Genomic DNA, 13,951 nt, shown 5'->3' on the forward strand with positions numbered 1-13,951 from the left:
TAAACATCTTTTTTACGCTTTGTTAGTCAGAATCAGTTGACCATTGCTGTCCAGCGGGATTTGCGCGCCGGGGTCGCGATCCATACGGATTTTGCCCTGCTGGTCGCCGATTTTGTAAGTGACGTCATAGCCGAGCATTTTTTCCGATTTGTCATACACCGTTTTACAGCGCTGCTGCGTGGTTGTGTAAGTGTCCCCTTCCTGCATTGAGCCCTGAATCTGGTTACCAGCATAGCCGCCGCCCAGCGCGCCCACGACGGTGGCAACGTCGCGGCCGCGGCCGCCGCCGAACTGATGACCAATCACCCCGCCGGCCACTGCGCCTAAGACTGAACCGGCAATACGGTTTTCATCCTGCACCGGGCGACGATGAGTGACGGTGACGTTTCGGCACTCTTTACGCGGGGTTTTAATGCTCTCTTTTATCGGCGTACTGGACACCACCTGCGCATACTGCGGTCCGCGATCTAACACGTTAAGACCGGCAACGGCTGCAACGCCCAGCGCGGCAGCCACGCCAATCCCTATACCCGCCAACATAGATTTATTCACGGGACATCCTCCTTTGTTGCTATTACCGCTAAGTTTGCCGCTCAGCCATAAGCCTTGCAAATAAGAAAGCGGATGAAAAGTGCGTGAACGTACGGCAAATCAAGGTGATTCGGAGAAATCTGAGGGGGTTTTAAGGAAAAGACAGGAGGATATTCTGGATATTTCCGGGGGAAAGCTTAGCGGAGGGATCCGGGCGACAGCACCTTTTGGCTCTGCCGCCCGAACAACATTAATGCAGCTTCAGACGCGGGCGAATAATACGGTTGATACGCCCTACCAGCATCATCAGGCCGGTTTTGAAGTAACCGTGCAGCGCAATCTGGTGCATACGGTACAGAGAGATATAGACGAAACGCGCAATGCGCCCTTCAATCATCATTGAACCGCGCATCAGGTTGCCCATCAGGCTGCCCACGGTGGAATAGTTGGAGAGCGACACCAGCGAACCGTGATCCTTATAGGTATAGGCTTTAAGGGGTTTACCTTTCATCTGCGCCAGAATGTTGTGCAGAGCGCAGGTCGCCATCTGGTGCGCAGCCTGAGCGCGCGGTGGGACAAAACCGCCTTCAGGACGGGCGCAGGAGGCGCAGTCGCCGATGGCGTAGATATCCTCGTCGCGAGTGGTTTGCAGCGTCGGCTCAACCACCAGCTGGTTAATGCGGTTGGTTTCCAGGCCGCCAATCTCTTTCATGAAGTCCGGCGCTTTAATGCCGGCCGCCCAGACCATCAGATCCGCGTTAATAAATTCGCCTTCTTTGGTGTGCAGACCGTTAGCATCGGCGCTGGTGACCATGGTTTTGGTCAAAACGCGAACGCCCAGCTTGGTCAGCTCGTTGTGCGCCGCGCCGGAGATACGTGGCGGCAGTGCCGGCAGAATACGCTCGCCGGCTTCAACCAGCGTCACGTTCAGAGCTTCGTTAGTCAGACCTTTATAGCCGTAGCTGTGCAGCTGCTTCACCGCGTTATGCAGCTCGGCCGACAGCTCAACGCCGGTTGCGCCGCCGCCTACGATGGCGATATTCACCTTACCGTCCGCCCCAAGATTCGCCGAGTACTTGAGGAACAGATCCAGCATTTCCTGATGGAAACGACGCGCCTGGTGCGGGTTGTCGAGGAAAATGCAGTTTTCTTTAACCCCTGGCGTATTGAAATCGTTAGAGGTACTTCCCAGCGCCATCACCAGCGTGTCGTAAGGCAGCTTACGTTCAGGTACCAGCAGCTCACCCTTTTCGTTACGCAGTTCAGCAAGGGCGATCGTTTTGGTCTCGCGGTTAATATCTACCACTGACCCCAGCTGGAACTGGAAGCCGTGGTTACGGGCGTGGGCCAGGTAGCTCAGCGCGTCTACACCTTCATCAAGTGAACCGGTCGCTACTTCATGTAGCAGCGGTTTCCACAGGTGGCTGTGGTTACGATCGACCAGCGTAATTTTGGCTTTCTTATTGCGGCCCAGCTTTTTACCCAGCTGGGTAGCCAGCTCCAGCCCACCGGCACCACCACCCACAATCACTATTTTTTTCAATGGTGTAGTCACGCGACCCCCTAAAATTATTAACCAATTGTTAATTAAAGGTTATTGATATAGCCTTTAATTAACAACAGGTTACGGCATTGAAACCATTCAGCGAGATCGAGAATAACATGAACGGTGCATTGGTCATACCAAAATTGATATGCATCAAGTTTTACTGCATATTTTTTGAGCGCGCAATCGCAGAAATGGATAAAAAAAGCCCGCATTGTTTTCACATTGCGGGCCGGGAGCGATCAGCCGAGGGTTTTGAAGGCTTTTATTCGCTGGAGATGCGGGGAGATATTTTTAAACTTGTGGGTCTGTTCTTCATCCCAGATGATCTCATAGTAGTGGTGCAGCAGGTCCGCAGAACGCTGGCTATCCAGCGCTTCATCCTGTCGTGACAGCACCACCAGGCAGCGGTCGCGGTTTTTTTCACGGAAATTATTCACGCACTTGGTGGCGATATCAGCATACTCTTCCGGCCGGTCAATCTTGCCTTCCATGTTTTCATCAGGAAACAGGTTGGGGTTGAAAACGGCCTGGCGAATATCGCAAAGAAAGCCAATTCTCTCCGCCCAGAAACCACCGAGACCCACGCCGCAAATGAGGGGTCGATCGTCGGCGCTTAGCTGCAGCATTTTATCGACTTCTTTTAACAAATGCTGCATATCATGTTTAGGATGCCGCGTGCTGTAGCTAATCAACCGGACATCGGGGTCAATAAACTGAAGCTGTAGCACCTTCTCATGGTTACCGGGGCTGTTTGAGTCAAAACCATGTAAATAGATAATCATCGCATCCTCACCAGACAACAACGCCTTTCAGGTATATTACGCGGACTTCGCCTCTTGCCAGCGCGCGTGAAGCTGCTCCAGCTGCGCGCTTATTGTCTTCCAGCGGGCGGAATCCCTTAACGCCTGACGGCTAATGGAACCTTTATGATACAATTTCGTAACACGCTCTGCTTTGATCGGCGACAGGTTATCCAGCACGCTGACCGCACCCTTACGATTATTGCAGACAAGGATCATATCGCAACCCGCATCCAGGGACGCCTGGCCGCGTTCGGCATAGCTGCCCATAATCGCCGCGCCTTCCATTGACAGATCGTCAGAGAATATTACGCCGTCAAATCCCAGCTCGCCGCGCAGGACCGTTTTCAGCCAGTGCGCGGAGCCGCTGGCGGGACGGGGGTCAACGTCGCTGTAAATAACGTGGGCGGGCATAATAGCATCCAGACGCTGCTCGCCGATCAGCGTGCGGAACACGGCCATATCTTTCGCGCGAATTTCCGCTTCCGCACGCGGATCGCGCGGCGTCTCTTTGTGAGAGTCTGCCGTCACCGCCCCATGCCCCGGGAAGTGCTTGCCGGTGGTTTTCATACCCGCGCCGTGCATGCCATCGATGAAATGGCGAGCTATCGCCAGCGCCTTGTCGGGGTCCTGATGATAAGAGCGCTCGCCAATAGCGGCGCTGATATGTCCGACATCCAGCACCGGCGCAAAGCTGATATCAATATCCATAGCGATCATTTCGCTGGCCATCAGCCAACCGGCTTCTGCGGCCAGCCGGCCGCCCTCTTCCATGCCTAGCAGGGCGGCGAAGGATTGCGCTGCAGGAAGACGGGTAAAGCCCTCGCGGAAACGCTGCACGCGACCGCCTTCTTGATCGACCGCCACCACCAGATGGTTGCGCGAAGCCTCGCGGATCTGGCGAACCAGCTCACGCAGCTGCGCCGGATCGTGATAGTTGCGGGTAAACAGGATCAGCCCGCCAACCAAAGGATGCGCCAGAATCTCACGCTCTTCCGCATCCAGTTCAAAACCTTCGACATCCAACATTACCGGGCCCACAGCCACCTCTCTTATCCTTTTATTTTTTGTCTAACTGACGCCATATCTCATCGGCCAGCGTGATAAACTGCCGGTCGCCGGTTTGCTGCCAGCGTCGTTCATACCAGCCCGCCATCAGCAGCCGCACCCAAGGGCGCCAGCGCTGAATTTGCCGCCAGAGCTGAAGCTCATCAATGTGCGCCTGTCGCGCATACTCTGCGGTAAGCTGGCGATGCGCAACGGGGTCGATCCACACCGCCGCCAGTTCCAGCGCGATATCGCCATCGCCCGCATATTCCCAGTCAATCAGCCGCAGTCCCGCCTCGCCGCGAACAATGTTGCCCGCATGGACATCCATATGTAAGGGCGCCAGACGTAACGGCTGCGGTTCGCCCCGGCGAAGCAGCCGCTTATGCCACCGTAGCCACAGCGGTGTACGGCGCGCAGGACTGCACTGCTGCCAGTAACGCTCAAGCAGCGGCCGCAGCGCGATACGCCAGCCAAAGCGTGGCTGCCGGTGCAGATGATACAGCAACCCTGCGAGCGCCGGACACTCCGGTAATGCGTTGACCACGTCGCCAGAGCAATATTCCACCACCATCCAGGCGGGAGAATAAAAAACCGGCGCAGGCGCTAAGGTATTGGGAAGGCGGGAAAGCACACGGTACTGGCGGCGGAAGTCGCAGGACGGCGCATGCGGGTCGTGCGGCTGGCGCAGCACCCGCTTTCGCCGGCCATCGCTGAGAATACAGCTGCCGCCGCTCAGCCCGGTTTCGGACAGCGCGGCGACAGGCGTATAGTGGGGGAAAAAGCGCGACAGCACTTCGTCGCGCGTGAGCTTATTGTTGCTGAACAGCACCTTTACCCGACCAGATAATTTCGCCGGTTTGTACCAGCATCAGCTGCATTTTCAGCTCAGGTGAATTGACGTTGCCGGTTGCGTTGGAATAGAGCACATACTGTGCGCCAACGGTGCGCGCAATGCCCATCGCTTTGCTGCGACTACCAAGGCTATCCTGTGGCGACAGGCCAAGCTGCTGTTTGGCCACGCCCAGCTGCTGCTGGGAAACCAGGGTGAATTTTCCGTTACCCTCAAGCGCATTACGCAGCGCCGTGGTGGCTTCACCCGCATTCAACGTGCCGTTAGTGCGGTTGTTGACGCTGTCGACCAGCAAAATGCTGCCCGCATTTACGCCGCTGGCCTGCAGCATCTGACCAATCATCGGCTGCACCGCGGAGTGCCAGTCAAAATGACGCACGCGCGGCGCCGGCTGCGCAGGCTGCTCGCCGTGTTCAATCGGACCCGGCTGGGTCGGTATCACGGGAATAGTCGGCACAGTCGGCTGCGGCTGAACAGGCTGCTGCGGCTTCGGCTGCGCTTCCTCAACGGGAGCGGGTTCCTGACGTTGACCCACGCATCCGGCAAGGAATATCGCCAGTGCGGTAACTAATGCATAGCGACATAGTTTAATCATTACGATTACCTCTTACAGATAAAGATAAAGTCGGGCCTTGTGCGCCCCCAGAATATTGGCGCTGCCATAAAGCGTAACGGAAGAGTGCGCAGGAACCGTTATGCTGCGTGCAGACTCCAGCGGATGCATTTCCAGTCCCCTGGCGTCATACCAGAAAAAGCGATAATGCACGGTCACCGGAACCTGGCGTTCATTGAACAATCTGGTGGTCGCCGTCGCCTGAATCTCGGATGCAGTTACCGTTGGTACTTCAGCGCTGATTCCTGCTGCCAGTACGTTTGATTCCATCACCAGACTTTGCTGATCGCTGACCGGTATTTCCGGATGCGAACTGCACCCGGCCAGTAATGTCACGGCCAGTAATGCGCCGATATGGGCTGCACGCATGGAGTTTAACCTTTATGAGCCAGCATCGGGCCTAACGGACGGCCGCCCAGCAGGTGCATATGGATATGATAGACCTCCTGGCCGCCGTGGCGATTGCAGTTAACGATCAGGCGATAGCCATCGTCGGCGAGCCCCTCGTCGCGGGCGATTTTCGCCGCTACGGTCATCATGCGCCCCAGAGCCAGCTCATGCTCTGCGGTCACATCATTGACGGTGGGAATCAGGATATTGGGAACGATCAGAATATGGGTCGGCGCCTGCGGAGAGATATCGCGAAAAGCGGTAACGAGCTCATCCTGATAAACCACATCCGTCGGGATCTCCCGGCGAATGATTTTGCTGAAAATCGTTTCTTCTGCCATGACTGATTCCTTAATCATTTTTATACCGTGCACTGGCCTGCCCCTGCAGGTAAACGCGGACGCACGGAATTCCTCTAAGAGTATGAGCGAGTTACTCCCCCTCTTTCAACCTGAATGCGTTTTTTCTTACGCCACAAAGCGCCTGGCTGCCGACGGATTAATCGTTTATTACCTGGAAACGATGCAACGGCAGAAATAACGCCTTTATGACCTTCATGCTTACCCTTATTTACAGTTTAAATATTAATGCGTATATTTCTCATTTGTATTCAAAATGAATGCAGTGCGCTTACGATCGACCGCGGCCAGAGAGCCGTAGCGAATAACAATTATCTCATGATCAAGGGTTTATGATGTCTCTCTCCACTCACTCCCGGGATGGGCGAAACGCTCCATCCCTGCTTGCGATGGGCATAGCGCTGGCGCTCTCCCCAAACCTTAGCCAGGCTGCCAGTCACTCCGAAGACACTATTATTGTAGAAGGTTCCGCAGATAGCGCTTCGGATACGCAAGAACAGGATTACAGCGTCAAAACTACCTCCGCAGGGACAAAAATGGAGATGGCCCAGCGCGATATCCCGCAATCGGTCAGTATCATCACCGAACAACGGATGCGCGATCAGCAGTTGCAAACGCTGGGTGATGTGATGGAGCACACCATGGGGATCAGCAGCAGCCAGGCAGATTCTGACCGCACCAGCTACTACTCTCGTGGTTTTGAGATCGATAACTATATGGTCGATGGCATTCCGACCTGGTTTGAATCCCGCTGGAATCTGGGCGACGCGCTTTCCGATATGGCTCTTTTCGAACGGGTGGAGGTCGTCCGCGGCGCGAATGGTCTGCTGACCGGCACCGGTAATCCCGCCGCGTCGATCAATATGATCCGTAAGCATGCGACCAGCCGCGAGTTCAAGGGAAATGTCTCTGCGGAGTACGGCAGCTGGAACAAGCAGCGCTACGTTGCCGATATGCAAAGTCCGCTAACTGAAGATGGCAACGTGCGGGCGCGCATTATCGCTGGTTATCAAAATAATGACTCATGGCTCGATCGTTACAACAGCGAAAAAACGTTCTTCTCGGGGATTGTGGATGCGGATCTCGCGACGTCGACCAGTTTATCCGCCGGCTACGAGTATCAGCGTATCAACGTCAATAGCCCGACATGGGGCGGTCTGCCGCGCTGGAATACCGATGGCAGCACAAACCGTTACGATCGCGCCCACAGCACCGCTCCAGACTGGGCCTATAACGACAAAGAGATCAATAAAGTCTTCGTTACGCTGAAACAACGCTTTGCTGATACCTGGCAGGCAACGCTGAACGCCACTCACTCCGAGGTCAAGTTCGACAGCAAAATGATGTACGTAGATGCTTACGTCAATAAAGCGACCGGGATGCTGGAGGGGCCTTATAGCAGCTACGGTCCGGGCTATGACTACGTAGGCGGTACCGGCTGGAATAGCGGAAAGCGTAAAGTCGACGCCGTGGATCTGTTCACCGACGGCGGCTACGACCTGTTCGGCCGCCAGCATAATCTGATGATAGGCGGCAGCTACAGCAAGCAAAATAACCGCTATTTCAGCTCGTGGGCAAACGTCTTCCCCAATGAGATTGGCAGCTTCTACAGCTTCAATAGCGCTGGGTTCCCGGAAACCAGCTGGGGCCCGCAGAGTCTGGCGCAGGACGATACCACGCGCATGAAATCGGTGTATGCCGCGACGCGTATTTCCCTGCTTGATCCGCTGCATCTGATCCTTGGCGTCCGCTATAACAACTGGAGCATTGAGACGCTGACCTACAACATGGAGAAAAATCATACCACCCCATACGCCGGGCTGGTTTACGACATAAACGACAATTGGTCGGCCTACACCAGCTATACCTCGGTCTTCCAGCCGCAGAACAAGCGCGATAGCTCGGGTAAGTATCTGACGCCGATTACCGGGAATAACTATGAAGTGGGCCTGAAGTCGGACTGGATGGACAGCCGATTAACCACGACTCTCGCGATATTCCGCATCGAGCAGGATAATCTCGGCCAGGCGACCGGTGGGCAAATCCCCGGTAGCAACGGCGAAGCAGCCTATAAAACCGTCGATGGAACCGTGAGCAAAGGGGTGGAGTTCGAAATCAACGGTGCGATTACCGATAACTGGCAGATGACCTTTGGGGCGACGCGTTTTGTCGCTGAAGATAATGAAGGCAATGCGGTGAATCCCAACCTGCCGCGAACCAGCGTCAAACTGTTTACCAGCTACCGTCTGCCGGTAATGCCTGAACTGACCGTTGGCGGCGGCGTTAACTGGCAGAACCGGGTATATAAAGATACCGCGACGCCATACGGCACCTTCCGTGCGGAACAGGGCAGCTATGCGCTGGTTGATTTGTTCACTCGCTACCAGGTCACTAAAAATTTTGCTTTGCAGGGTAACGTCAATAACCTGTTCGATAAAACCTACGACACCAACATCGATGGTTCAATTGTCTACGGCGAACCGCGCAACTTCAGCATTACCGCCAGCTATCAGTTCTGATCTCTGGTTAACGTGACAAAATCCGCGGGCGCGCTTTTAACGCCTGCGGCCATTAAAAAAGGCAGCCAGTTGGCTGCCTTAGTCTCCCCATATCACAACTTAGCTGTTGCGGATGTATTCATCCATTTCAGTTTTCAGGTTATCGGATTTAGTACCGAAAATAGCCTGAACGCCCGAACCTGCAACAACCACGCCTGCGGCGCCCAGTTTTTTCAGGCCAGCCTGATCAACTTTCGCCACATCCGCCACGCTCACGCGCAGACGAGTGATACATGCGTCAAGGTTAGTAATGTTCTCTTTACCGCCGAAAGCAGCGATCAGTGCCGGAGCCATTTCGCTGGTCGCGCCAGCTTTGCTGTCTTCGGTTGCATCTTCGCGACCCGGGGTTTTCAGATCCAGCGCTTTAATCAGCACGCGGAAGACCACGTAGTACACGATCGCGTAGCAGATACCGACGATCGGGAACAGCCACAGCTTGCTGCTGTTGCCGGAGAGAACGATAAAGTCGATCAGGCCGTGAGAGAACGACGTCCCGTCACGCATACCCAGCAGGATACAGATCGGGAAGGCCAGGCCCGCCAGAATCGCGTGGATAATGTACAGGATCGGCGCAACGAACATGAAAGAGAACTCGATCGGCTCGGTGATACCGGTCAGGAACGAGGTCAGCGCTGCGGAGATCATGATACCGCCCACTTTCGCGCGGTTTTCTGGCTTAGCAGAGTGCCAGATAGCGATAGCGGCAGCCGGCAGACCGTACATTTTGAACAGGAAGCCGCCGGACAGTTTGCCCGCCGTTGGGTCGCCTGCCATGTAGCGCGGAATATCGCCGTGGAAGACCTGACCTGCTGCGTTGGTGTATTCGCCAATCTGCATCTGGAAAGGTACGTTCCAGATATGGTGCAGACCAAACGGCACCAGGCAACGTTCAATGAAGCCGTAGATACCGAACGCGACAACCGGGTTCTGGTAAGCAGCCCACTGGGAGAACGTCTGGATGGCAGTACCGATCGGCGGCCAGATAAAGGACAGGATCACGCCCGTGAAAATCGCTGCCAGACCGGAGATAATTGGCACAAAACGCTTGCCCGCAAAGAAGCCCAGATATTCAGGCAGCTTGATGCGATAGAAGCGGTTGAACATGTACGCTGCGATGGCACCCGAGATGATACCGCCGAGTACGCCGGTATCTGCAAGGTGTTTAGCCGCAATCTCTTCAGCAGGTAAATGCAGAACCAGAGGCGCAACCACGGACATGGTTTTCACCATGATGCCGTAAGCGACGACCGATGCCAGAGCGGATACGCCGTCGTTATTGGTGAAGCCAAGTGCGACACCGATAGCAAAAATCAGCGGCATGTTAGCGAAGACTGAACCGCCCGCTTCTGCCATGACGTGGGAAACTACGGCTGGCAGCCAGCTGAAGTTTGCGGAACCGACGCCCAGCAGGATACCTGCGATAGGCAGTACGGATACCGGCAGCATCAGCGATTTACCGACCTTCTGCAGGTTAGCAAATGCATTCTTAAACATAATTGAGAGTGCTCCTGAGTATTTGGTGCTTTTTTACGCTTTCACGCATTGGCCCGGGGGGAGAACCGCGCCGTGGACAGGACATCTAAGCGCCCTTTATTTATTACACAGAGTAAAATAATTACCGGGATGATTGTTTGACGGCTATCACGTTTCAATCAGACACGAGCCAAAAACTTACACTGGTTTACATAACTCGTGTCTGAATGTTGCCAAAAAACCTTCACCGCCCCATTTGTGGCGGTGAACTTTACTCGCTTTAGCTATTAATTACGAGCCTTAAAATAATAAGGAATATCAGAGAGGTTGCAGCCGGGAGGGGTCGATATGAAAAAGCGTCGCGAAATTTTCCGTGGTCTGTTGTGCCAGTTGCTCCAGCGATACGCCTTTAAGAACCGCCATATACTCGGCGACATCCCTGACCAATGCCGGTTGGTTCTCTTTACCACGATGCGGTACCGGAGCCAGATAGGGCGAATCGGTCTCTACCAACAGGCGATCGAGAGGTACATAGCGCGCTGCATCGCGAAGCTGCTCCGCATTACGGAACGTCACAATGCCGGAAAACGAGATGTAGAACCCCATATCCAGCAGCTTACCCGCTGTCTCTCTATCCTCAGTGAAACAGTGTAGTACGCCACCGCAATCCGTCACTTTTTCTTCGTGTAAAATTTCCAGCGTATCGGCGCGGGCATCTCGGGTATGCACGATAACCGGCTTATTCAGCTCCCGGCCTATCCGGATATGGTCGCGAAACGACGTCTGCTGGCGCGCTTTGGTTTCCGGCGTGTAGAAATAATCCAGTCCGGTTTCACCCATCGCCACCACGCCATCCTCTGCGGCGAGCTGGTGCAGCGCCTCAACGTCGTACTCTTCATCCTGGTTCAACGGATGCACGCCGCAGGAGAAAACGACGTCGTTACGCTGGCCCACCAGCTCGCGCATACCGCGATATCCCGGCAGGGTTGTGGCCACCGCCAGGCAAAATTTCACATCGCGGGCGGCGGCTTTAGCCAGCACATCGTCCACGTTTTTATGCAGCGTTTGATAATCCAGGCCATCGAGATGGCAATGGGAGTCGACTAAAAACATAATGTCTCTCTCAGAGGTGGGATACGGGAAGGACCGCCCCAGGTTGCAGGTAATGTTCCCAGCGCAGAAGGCGCTCGGTAAGCAGCAGTTCGCGATTGATACCGACAACGCTCAGCAACTGCTCGCGGCAGGCGTTAACGTCGCGCGCGATCGCCTGTAAACGCGCGGCTGGCAGCGCAGCGGCCAGTTGATTCACCAGAGGCCAGGCATCGGGATTGCTGATAAGCGTAATTCCCTGCTGCCTTTTTTGTGCATCGACCAGCAGTGATGCCAGCCAATGCAGACGAATCGCGGCCTGCTCATGATTCAATACCGGCAGCAGAGACAGCCAGTCGCCGTGGGTTAAAACAGCGCCCAGGGACTGGCAAAGCTGCAGCCGCACGCTCCAGTGAGCGTCCTGCAGCAGATCCAGCGCCGCCGCCGGGGCATTGGCGCTAAGCCGCAGCGCCGCGAGCAATGCATCTTGTGACATTGTCACTTCTCGTTCTAACCACGCCAGCGCATACTGTTCAGAAGGCGGAGCAAGATGATGTAACCGGCAGCGGCTGCGCAACGTGGCCAGCAGGCGTGCGGGCTCCTGACAGGCAAGGAAGAACCATGTGTTTTCCGGCGGCTCCTCCAGCGTTTTCAGCAGGGCGTTGGCCGCCGCGTCGGTCAGCAGAGCGGCATCGTCTATCCAGACGACCTTCGCGCCGCCCAGACGGGCTCGTTCATAGAGTTTTTCGCTCACTTCACGCACGGCGTCAATCCCGAGCGAGCTCTTCCCCTTTTCCGGGATCAACGCATAATAATCCGGATGCGTCCCGGCTTGCATCAGCTGACAGCTATGGCATCGACCGCAGCTTTTATGCCCCTCCGGCTGCCGGCACATCAGAAAACGACACAGCGCGTAAATCAACGCGTCGCTTCCCATACCCGGCAGCGCCTGAATCAGTAGCGCATGGTGACCCCGTCCCGCCTGATAGCCGGAAACTAGCTGTTCAAAAGAGGGACGTAACCACGGATACCATTTCATGCGCGCTGCTCCGCGACCCACTGATTCACCACCGCGCGGATATCGCGCTCTACGGCCTCAAGCGGCTGGGTGGCGTCAACGGTGCGTATGGTGTCGTCCTGTGCCGCCAGCTCAAGGTAGCGCGCGCGCGTACGGTTAAAGAAATCGAGCGACTCCTGTTCGATACGGTCGAGTTCGCCGCGAGCGCGGGCGCGCTTCAGCCCTACCTCGGGAGTCACATCCAGGTAGAGCGTCAGATTGGGACGAAAATCGCCCAGTACCGCATCGCGCAGGGTTGCCAGCATCGTTTGGTCGATACCGCGGCCGCCGCCCTGATAGGCCTGAGTCGAGAGATCGTGACGATCGCCAATGACCCACTGGCCGCGGGCCAGCGCGGGTTTAATCACCGTCTCAACCAGCTGCACGCGCGCCGCGTAAAACATCAGTACTTCGGCTTTATCATTGATAACTTCATCGCCGGTGGACTGTATATCCAGCACCAGGCTGCGCAGTTTCTCGGCCAGGATAGTACCACCCGGCTCGCGGGTAAACACCATGTCGCTAATGCCCAGCTGTTTTAGCGTCTCTACCACAAGATTACGTGCGGTAGTTTTCCCTGCGCCCTCCAGGCCCTCGATGACGATATAGTTACTGCGCATTTTTTTCCTTAAGTACATTCAGATAGTCCTGAACCGAGCGGTTATGGCCGATCAGGTTGGTATTAAACGTATGTCCGCCCTTCCCGTCCGCGACAAAATAGAGGTACGGCGTTTTTGCCGGATGCGCGGCGGCGTTGAGCGAGGCTTCCCCCGGCGCGGCTATCGGGCCGGGCGGCATGCCGTTAATGACATAGGTGTTGTAAGCGGTTGGGGTTTCCAGGTCTTTACGCGTCAACTTACCATTATAACCCTCACCCATGCCGTAAATCACGGTTGGATCGGTTTGCAGACGCATGCCGATACGTAAGCGGTTGATAAACACCGAGGCTACGCGGTCACGCTCTTCGGCCACTGCGGTCTCTTTCTCAATGATCGAGGCCATGGTCAGCAGCTGATTTTTATCTTTGTACGGCAGATTATCCATCCGCCCTTCCCAGGCTTTATCGACCGCGGCAACCATCTTCTGATGCGCGCGCTTAAGGATCGCCACATCGCTGGTGTTGGCGGTATACATCCAGGTATCCGGCCAGAACCATCCTTCGACCCAATCGGGATGCTCCAGATCGAGAGCCTTTGCGACGGTTTCATAGCGATCGTCCGCCAGCGTATGCTTTACGTAGGGCGCATCGCGCAGCTGGCGCAGGTAGTCGCTCACCCGCATCCCTTCCACGAAGCGTAGCGGAAACTGGGCCTCTTTGCCGCTGGCTAACAGCTGCAGCATTTGACGTACCGTCATCTCAGGCGTGAAGCGATAGGTTCCGGCTTTAAAGTGGGATAGCTCAGGCTCAATGCGCAGCAGCCACTGAAACACCCGAGGTCGGTTGATCACTTTATCGCTGTAGAGCTGCTGCCCAAGCGCCAGGCGACCTGTGCCGGTCTCGAGGGTAAAGATGGTCTCTTCTTTAATCAGTAATTTGCTGTCCGCCAGTTGGCGAACTTTCCACATACCGACGCCGGCGGCGATGCCCAGCACCACCACCAATAGCAGGATGAAACGTAACATTTTCTTCAT

14 protein-coding genes are annotated in these 13,951 nt (G+C 55.6%); 1 reads left to right on the forward strand and 13 read right to left on the reverse strand.

What is annotated here, in order from left to right:
• Nucleotides 1-12 precede the first annotated feature (12 nt).
• The 8 genes from ABLV75_RS06530 to hinT all read right to left on the reverse strand — a co-directional run bounded on the left by ABLV75_RS06530 (nt 13) and on the right by hinT (nt 6,124).
• A complete protein-coding gene (locus tag ABLV75_RS06530; protein ID WP_004101127.1) occupies nt 13-552 on the reverse strand; it encodes a glycine zipper 2TM domain-containing protein in 540 nt (179 codons plus the stop codon).
• Nucleotides 553-781: 229 nt separating this feature from the next.
• Nucleotides 782-2,086: an NAD(P)/FAD-dependent oxidoreductase gene (locus ABLV75_RS06535; RefSeq protein ID WP_004101125.1), complete on the reverse strand. Its 1,305-nt coding sequence runs from the start codon at nt 2,084-2,086 to the stop codon at nt 782-784.
• A gap of 233 nt (nt 2,087-2,319) precedes the next feature.
• Nucleotides 2,320-2,862 carry an alpha/beta hydrolase YcfP gene (ycfP, locus tag ABLV75_RS06540; RefSeq protein ID WP_004101110.1) on the reverse strand — a complete coding sequence of 181 codons (543 nt, stop codon included), beginning with the start codon at nt 2,860-2,862 and terminating at the stop codon, nt 2,320-2,322.
• A gap of 36 nt (nt 2,863-2,898) precedes the next feature.
• Complete coding sequence (nagZ, locus tag ABLV75_RS06545; RefSeq protein ID WP_029779317.1) at nt 2,899-3,909, reverse strand: beta-N-acetylhexosaminidase; 1,011 nt, start codon at nt 3,907-3,909, stop codon at nt 2,899-2,901.
• A 31-nt stretch (nt 3,910-3,940) separates the two neighbouring features.
• Nucleotides 3,941-4,759 carry a thiamine kinase gene (thiK, locus tag ABLV75_RS06550; protein ID WP_004101107.1) on the reverse strand — a complete coding sequence of 273 codons (819 nt, stop codon included), beginning with the start codon at nt 4,757-4,759 and terminating at the stop codon, nt 3,941-3,943.
• Complete coding sequence (gene lpoB, locus ABLV75_RS06555) at nt 4,740-5,375, reverse strand: penicillin-binding protein activator LpoB (protein WP_004101106.1); 636 nt, start codon at nt 5,373-5,375, stop codon at nt 4,740-4,742. The genes thiK and lpoB overlap by 20 nt, the downstream gene beginning before the upstream one ends.
• Before the next feature lie 12 nt (nt 5,376-5,387).
• Nucleotides 5,388-5,762 (reverse strand): YcfL family protein, encoded by a 375-nt coding sequence (locus tag ABLV75_RS06560; RefSeq protein WP_004101105.1) that lies wholly within the window; start codon nt 5,760-5,762, stop codon nt 5,388-5,390.
• 5 nt (nt 5,763-5,767) lie between these two features.
• A complete protein-coding gene (gene hinT / locus ABLV75_RS06565; protein ID WP_004101104.1) occupies nt 5,768-6,124 on the reverse strand; it encodes a purine nucleoside phosphoramidase in 357 nt (118 codons plus the stop codon).
• Nucleotides 6,125-6,477: 353 nt separating this feature from the next.
• On the opposite strand from hinT, the gene fhuE reads away from it, so the two are divergent.
• Nucleotides 6,478-8,661, forward strand: a complete 2,184-nt coding sequence (gene fhuE, locus ABLV75_RS06570) for a ferric-rhodotorulic acid/ferric-coprogen receptor FhuE (protein WP_004101103.1) — start codon at nt 6,478-6,480, stop codon at nt 8,659-8,661.
• 99 nt (nt 8,662-8,760) lie between these two features.
• On the opposite strand, the gene ptsG is transcribed toward fhuE, so the two are convergent.
• From ptsG to yceG, 5 genes are all read right to left on the reverse strand, one after another.
• A complete protein-coding gene (ptsG, locus tag ABLV75_RS06575; RefSeq protein ID WP_004101102.1) occupies nt 8,761-10,194 on the reverse strand; it encodes a PTS glucose transporter subunit IIBC in 1,434 nt (477 codons plus the stop codon).
• A gap of 297 nt (nt 10,195-10,491) precedes the next feature.
• Nucleotides 10,492-11,286: a metal-dependent hydrolase gene (locus ABLV75_RS06580; protein WP_004101101.1), complete on the reverse strand. Its 795-nt coding sequence runs from the start codon at nt 11,284-11,286 to the stop codon at nt 10,492-10,494.
• 10 nt (nt 11,287-11,296) lie between these two features.
• The gene (gene holB / locus ABLV75_RS06585) at nt 11,297-12,301 is read right to left on the reverse strand and encodes a DNA polymerase III subunit delta' (protein ID WP_004101100.1); all 1,005 of its coding nucleotides are present in this window, start codon (nt 12,299-12,301) and stop codon (nt 11,297-11,299) included.
• On the reverse strand, nt 12,298-12,939 hold the full coding sequence (tmk, locus tag ABLV75_RS06590; RefSeq protein ID WP_004101099.1) for a dTMP kinase: 642 nt from the start codon (nt 12,937-12,939) through the stop codon (nt 12,298-12,300). Before tmk ends, holB begins: the two co-directional genes overlap by 4 nt.
• Complete coding sequence (gene yceG, locus ABLV75_RS06595) at nt 12,929-13,951, reverse strand: cell division protein YceG (protein ID WP_004101098.1); 1,023 nt, start codon at nt 13,949-13,951, stop codon at nt 12,929-12,931. Before yceG ends, tmk begins: the two co-directional genes overlap by 11 nt.

Source organism: Klebsiella sp. CN_Kp066, assembly GCF_040065135.1.
GTDB classification, from domain to species: domain Bacteria; phylum Pseudomonadota; class Gammaproteobacteria; order Enterobacterales; family Enterobacteriaceae; genus Klebsiella; species Klebsiella oxytoca.

Coding starts and splice junctions, on each gene's coding strand:
- ycfP (WP_004101110.1), bottom strand. CDS start 2,862: ATGATTATCTATTTACATGGTTTTGACTCAAACAGCCCCGGTAACCAT.
- nagZ (WP_029779317.1), bottom strand. CDS start 3,909: ATGTTGGATGTCGAAGGTTTTGAACTGGATGCGGAAGAGCGTGAGATT.
- lpoB (WP_004101106.1), bottom strand. CDS start 5,375: ATGATTAAACTATGTCGCTATGCATTAGTTACCGCACTGGCGATATTC.
- ABLV75_RS06560 (WP_004101105.1), bottom strand. CDS start 5,762: ATGCGTGCAGCCCATATCGGCGCATTACTGGCCGTGACATTACTGGCC.
- hinT (WP_004101104.1), bottom strand. CDS start 6,124: ATGGCAGAAGAAACGATTTTCAGCAAAATCATTCGCCGGGAGATCCCG.
- fhuE (WP_004101103.1), top strand. CDS start 6,478: ATGTCTCTCTCCACTCACTCCCGGGATGGGCGAAACGCTCCATCCCTG.
- ptsG (WP_004101102.1), bottom strand. CDS start 10,194: ATGTTTAAGAATGCATTTGCTAACCTGCAGAAGGTCGGTAAATCGCTG.
- ABLV75_RS06580 (WP_004101101.1), bottom strand. CDS start 11,286: ATGTTTTTAGTCGACTCCCATTGCCATCTCGATGGCCTGGATTATCAA.
- holB (WP_004101100.1), bottom strand. CDS start 12,301: ATGAAATGGTATCCGTGGTTACGTCCCTCTTTTGAACAGCTAGTTTCC.
- tmk (WP_004101099.1), bottom strand. CDS start 12,939: ATGCGCAGTAACTATATCGTCATCGAGGGCCTGGAGGGCGCAGGGAAA.
- yceG (WP_004101098.1), bottom strand. CDS start 13,951: ATGAAGAAAATGTTACGTTTCATCCTGCTATTGGTGGTGGTGCTGGGC.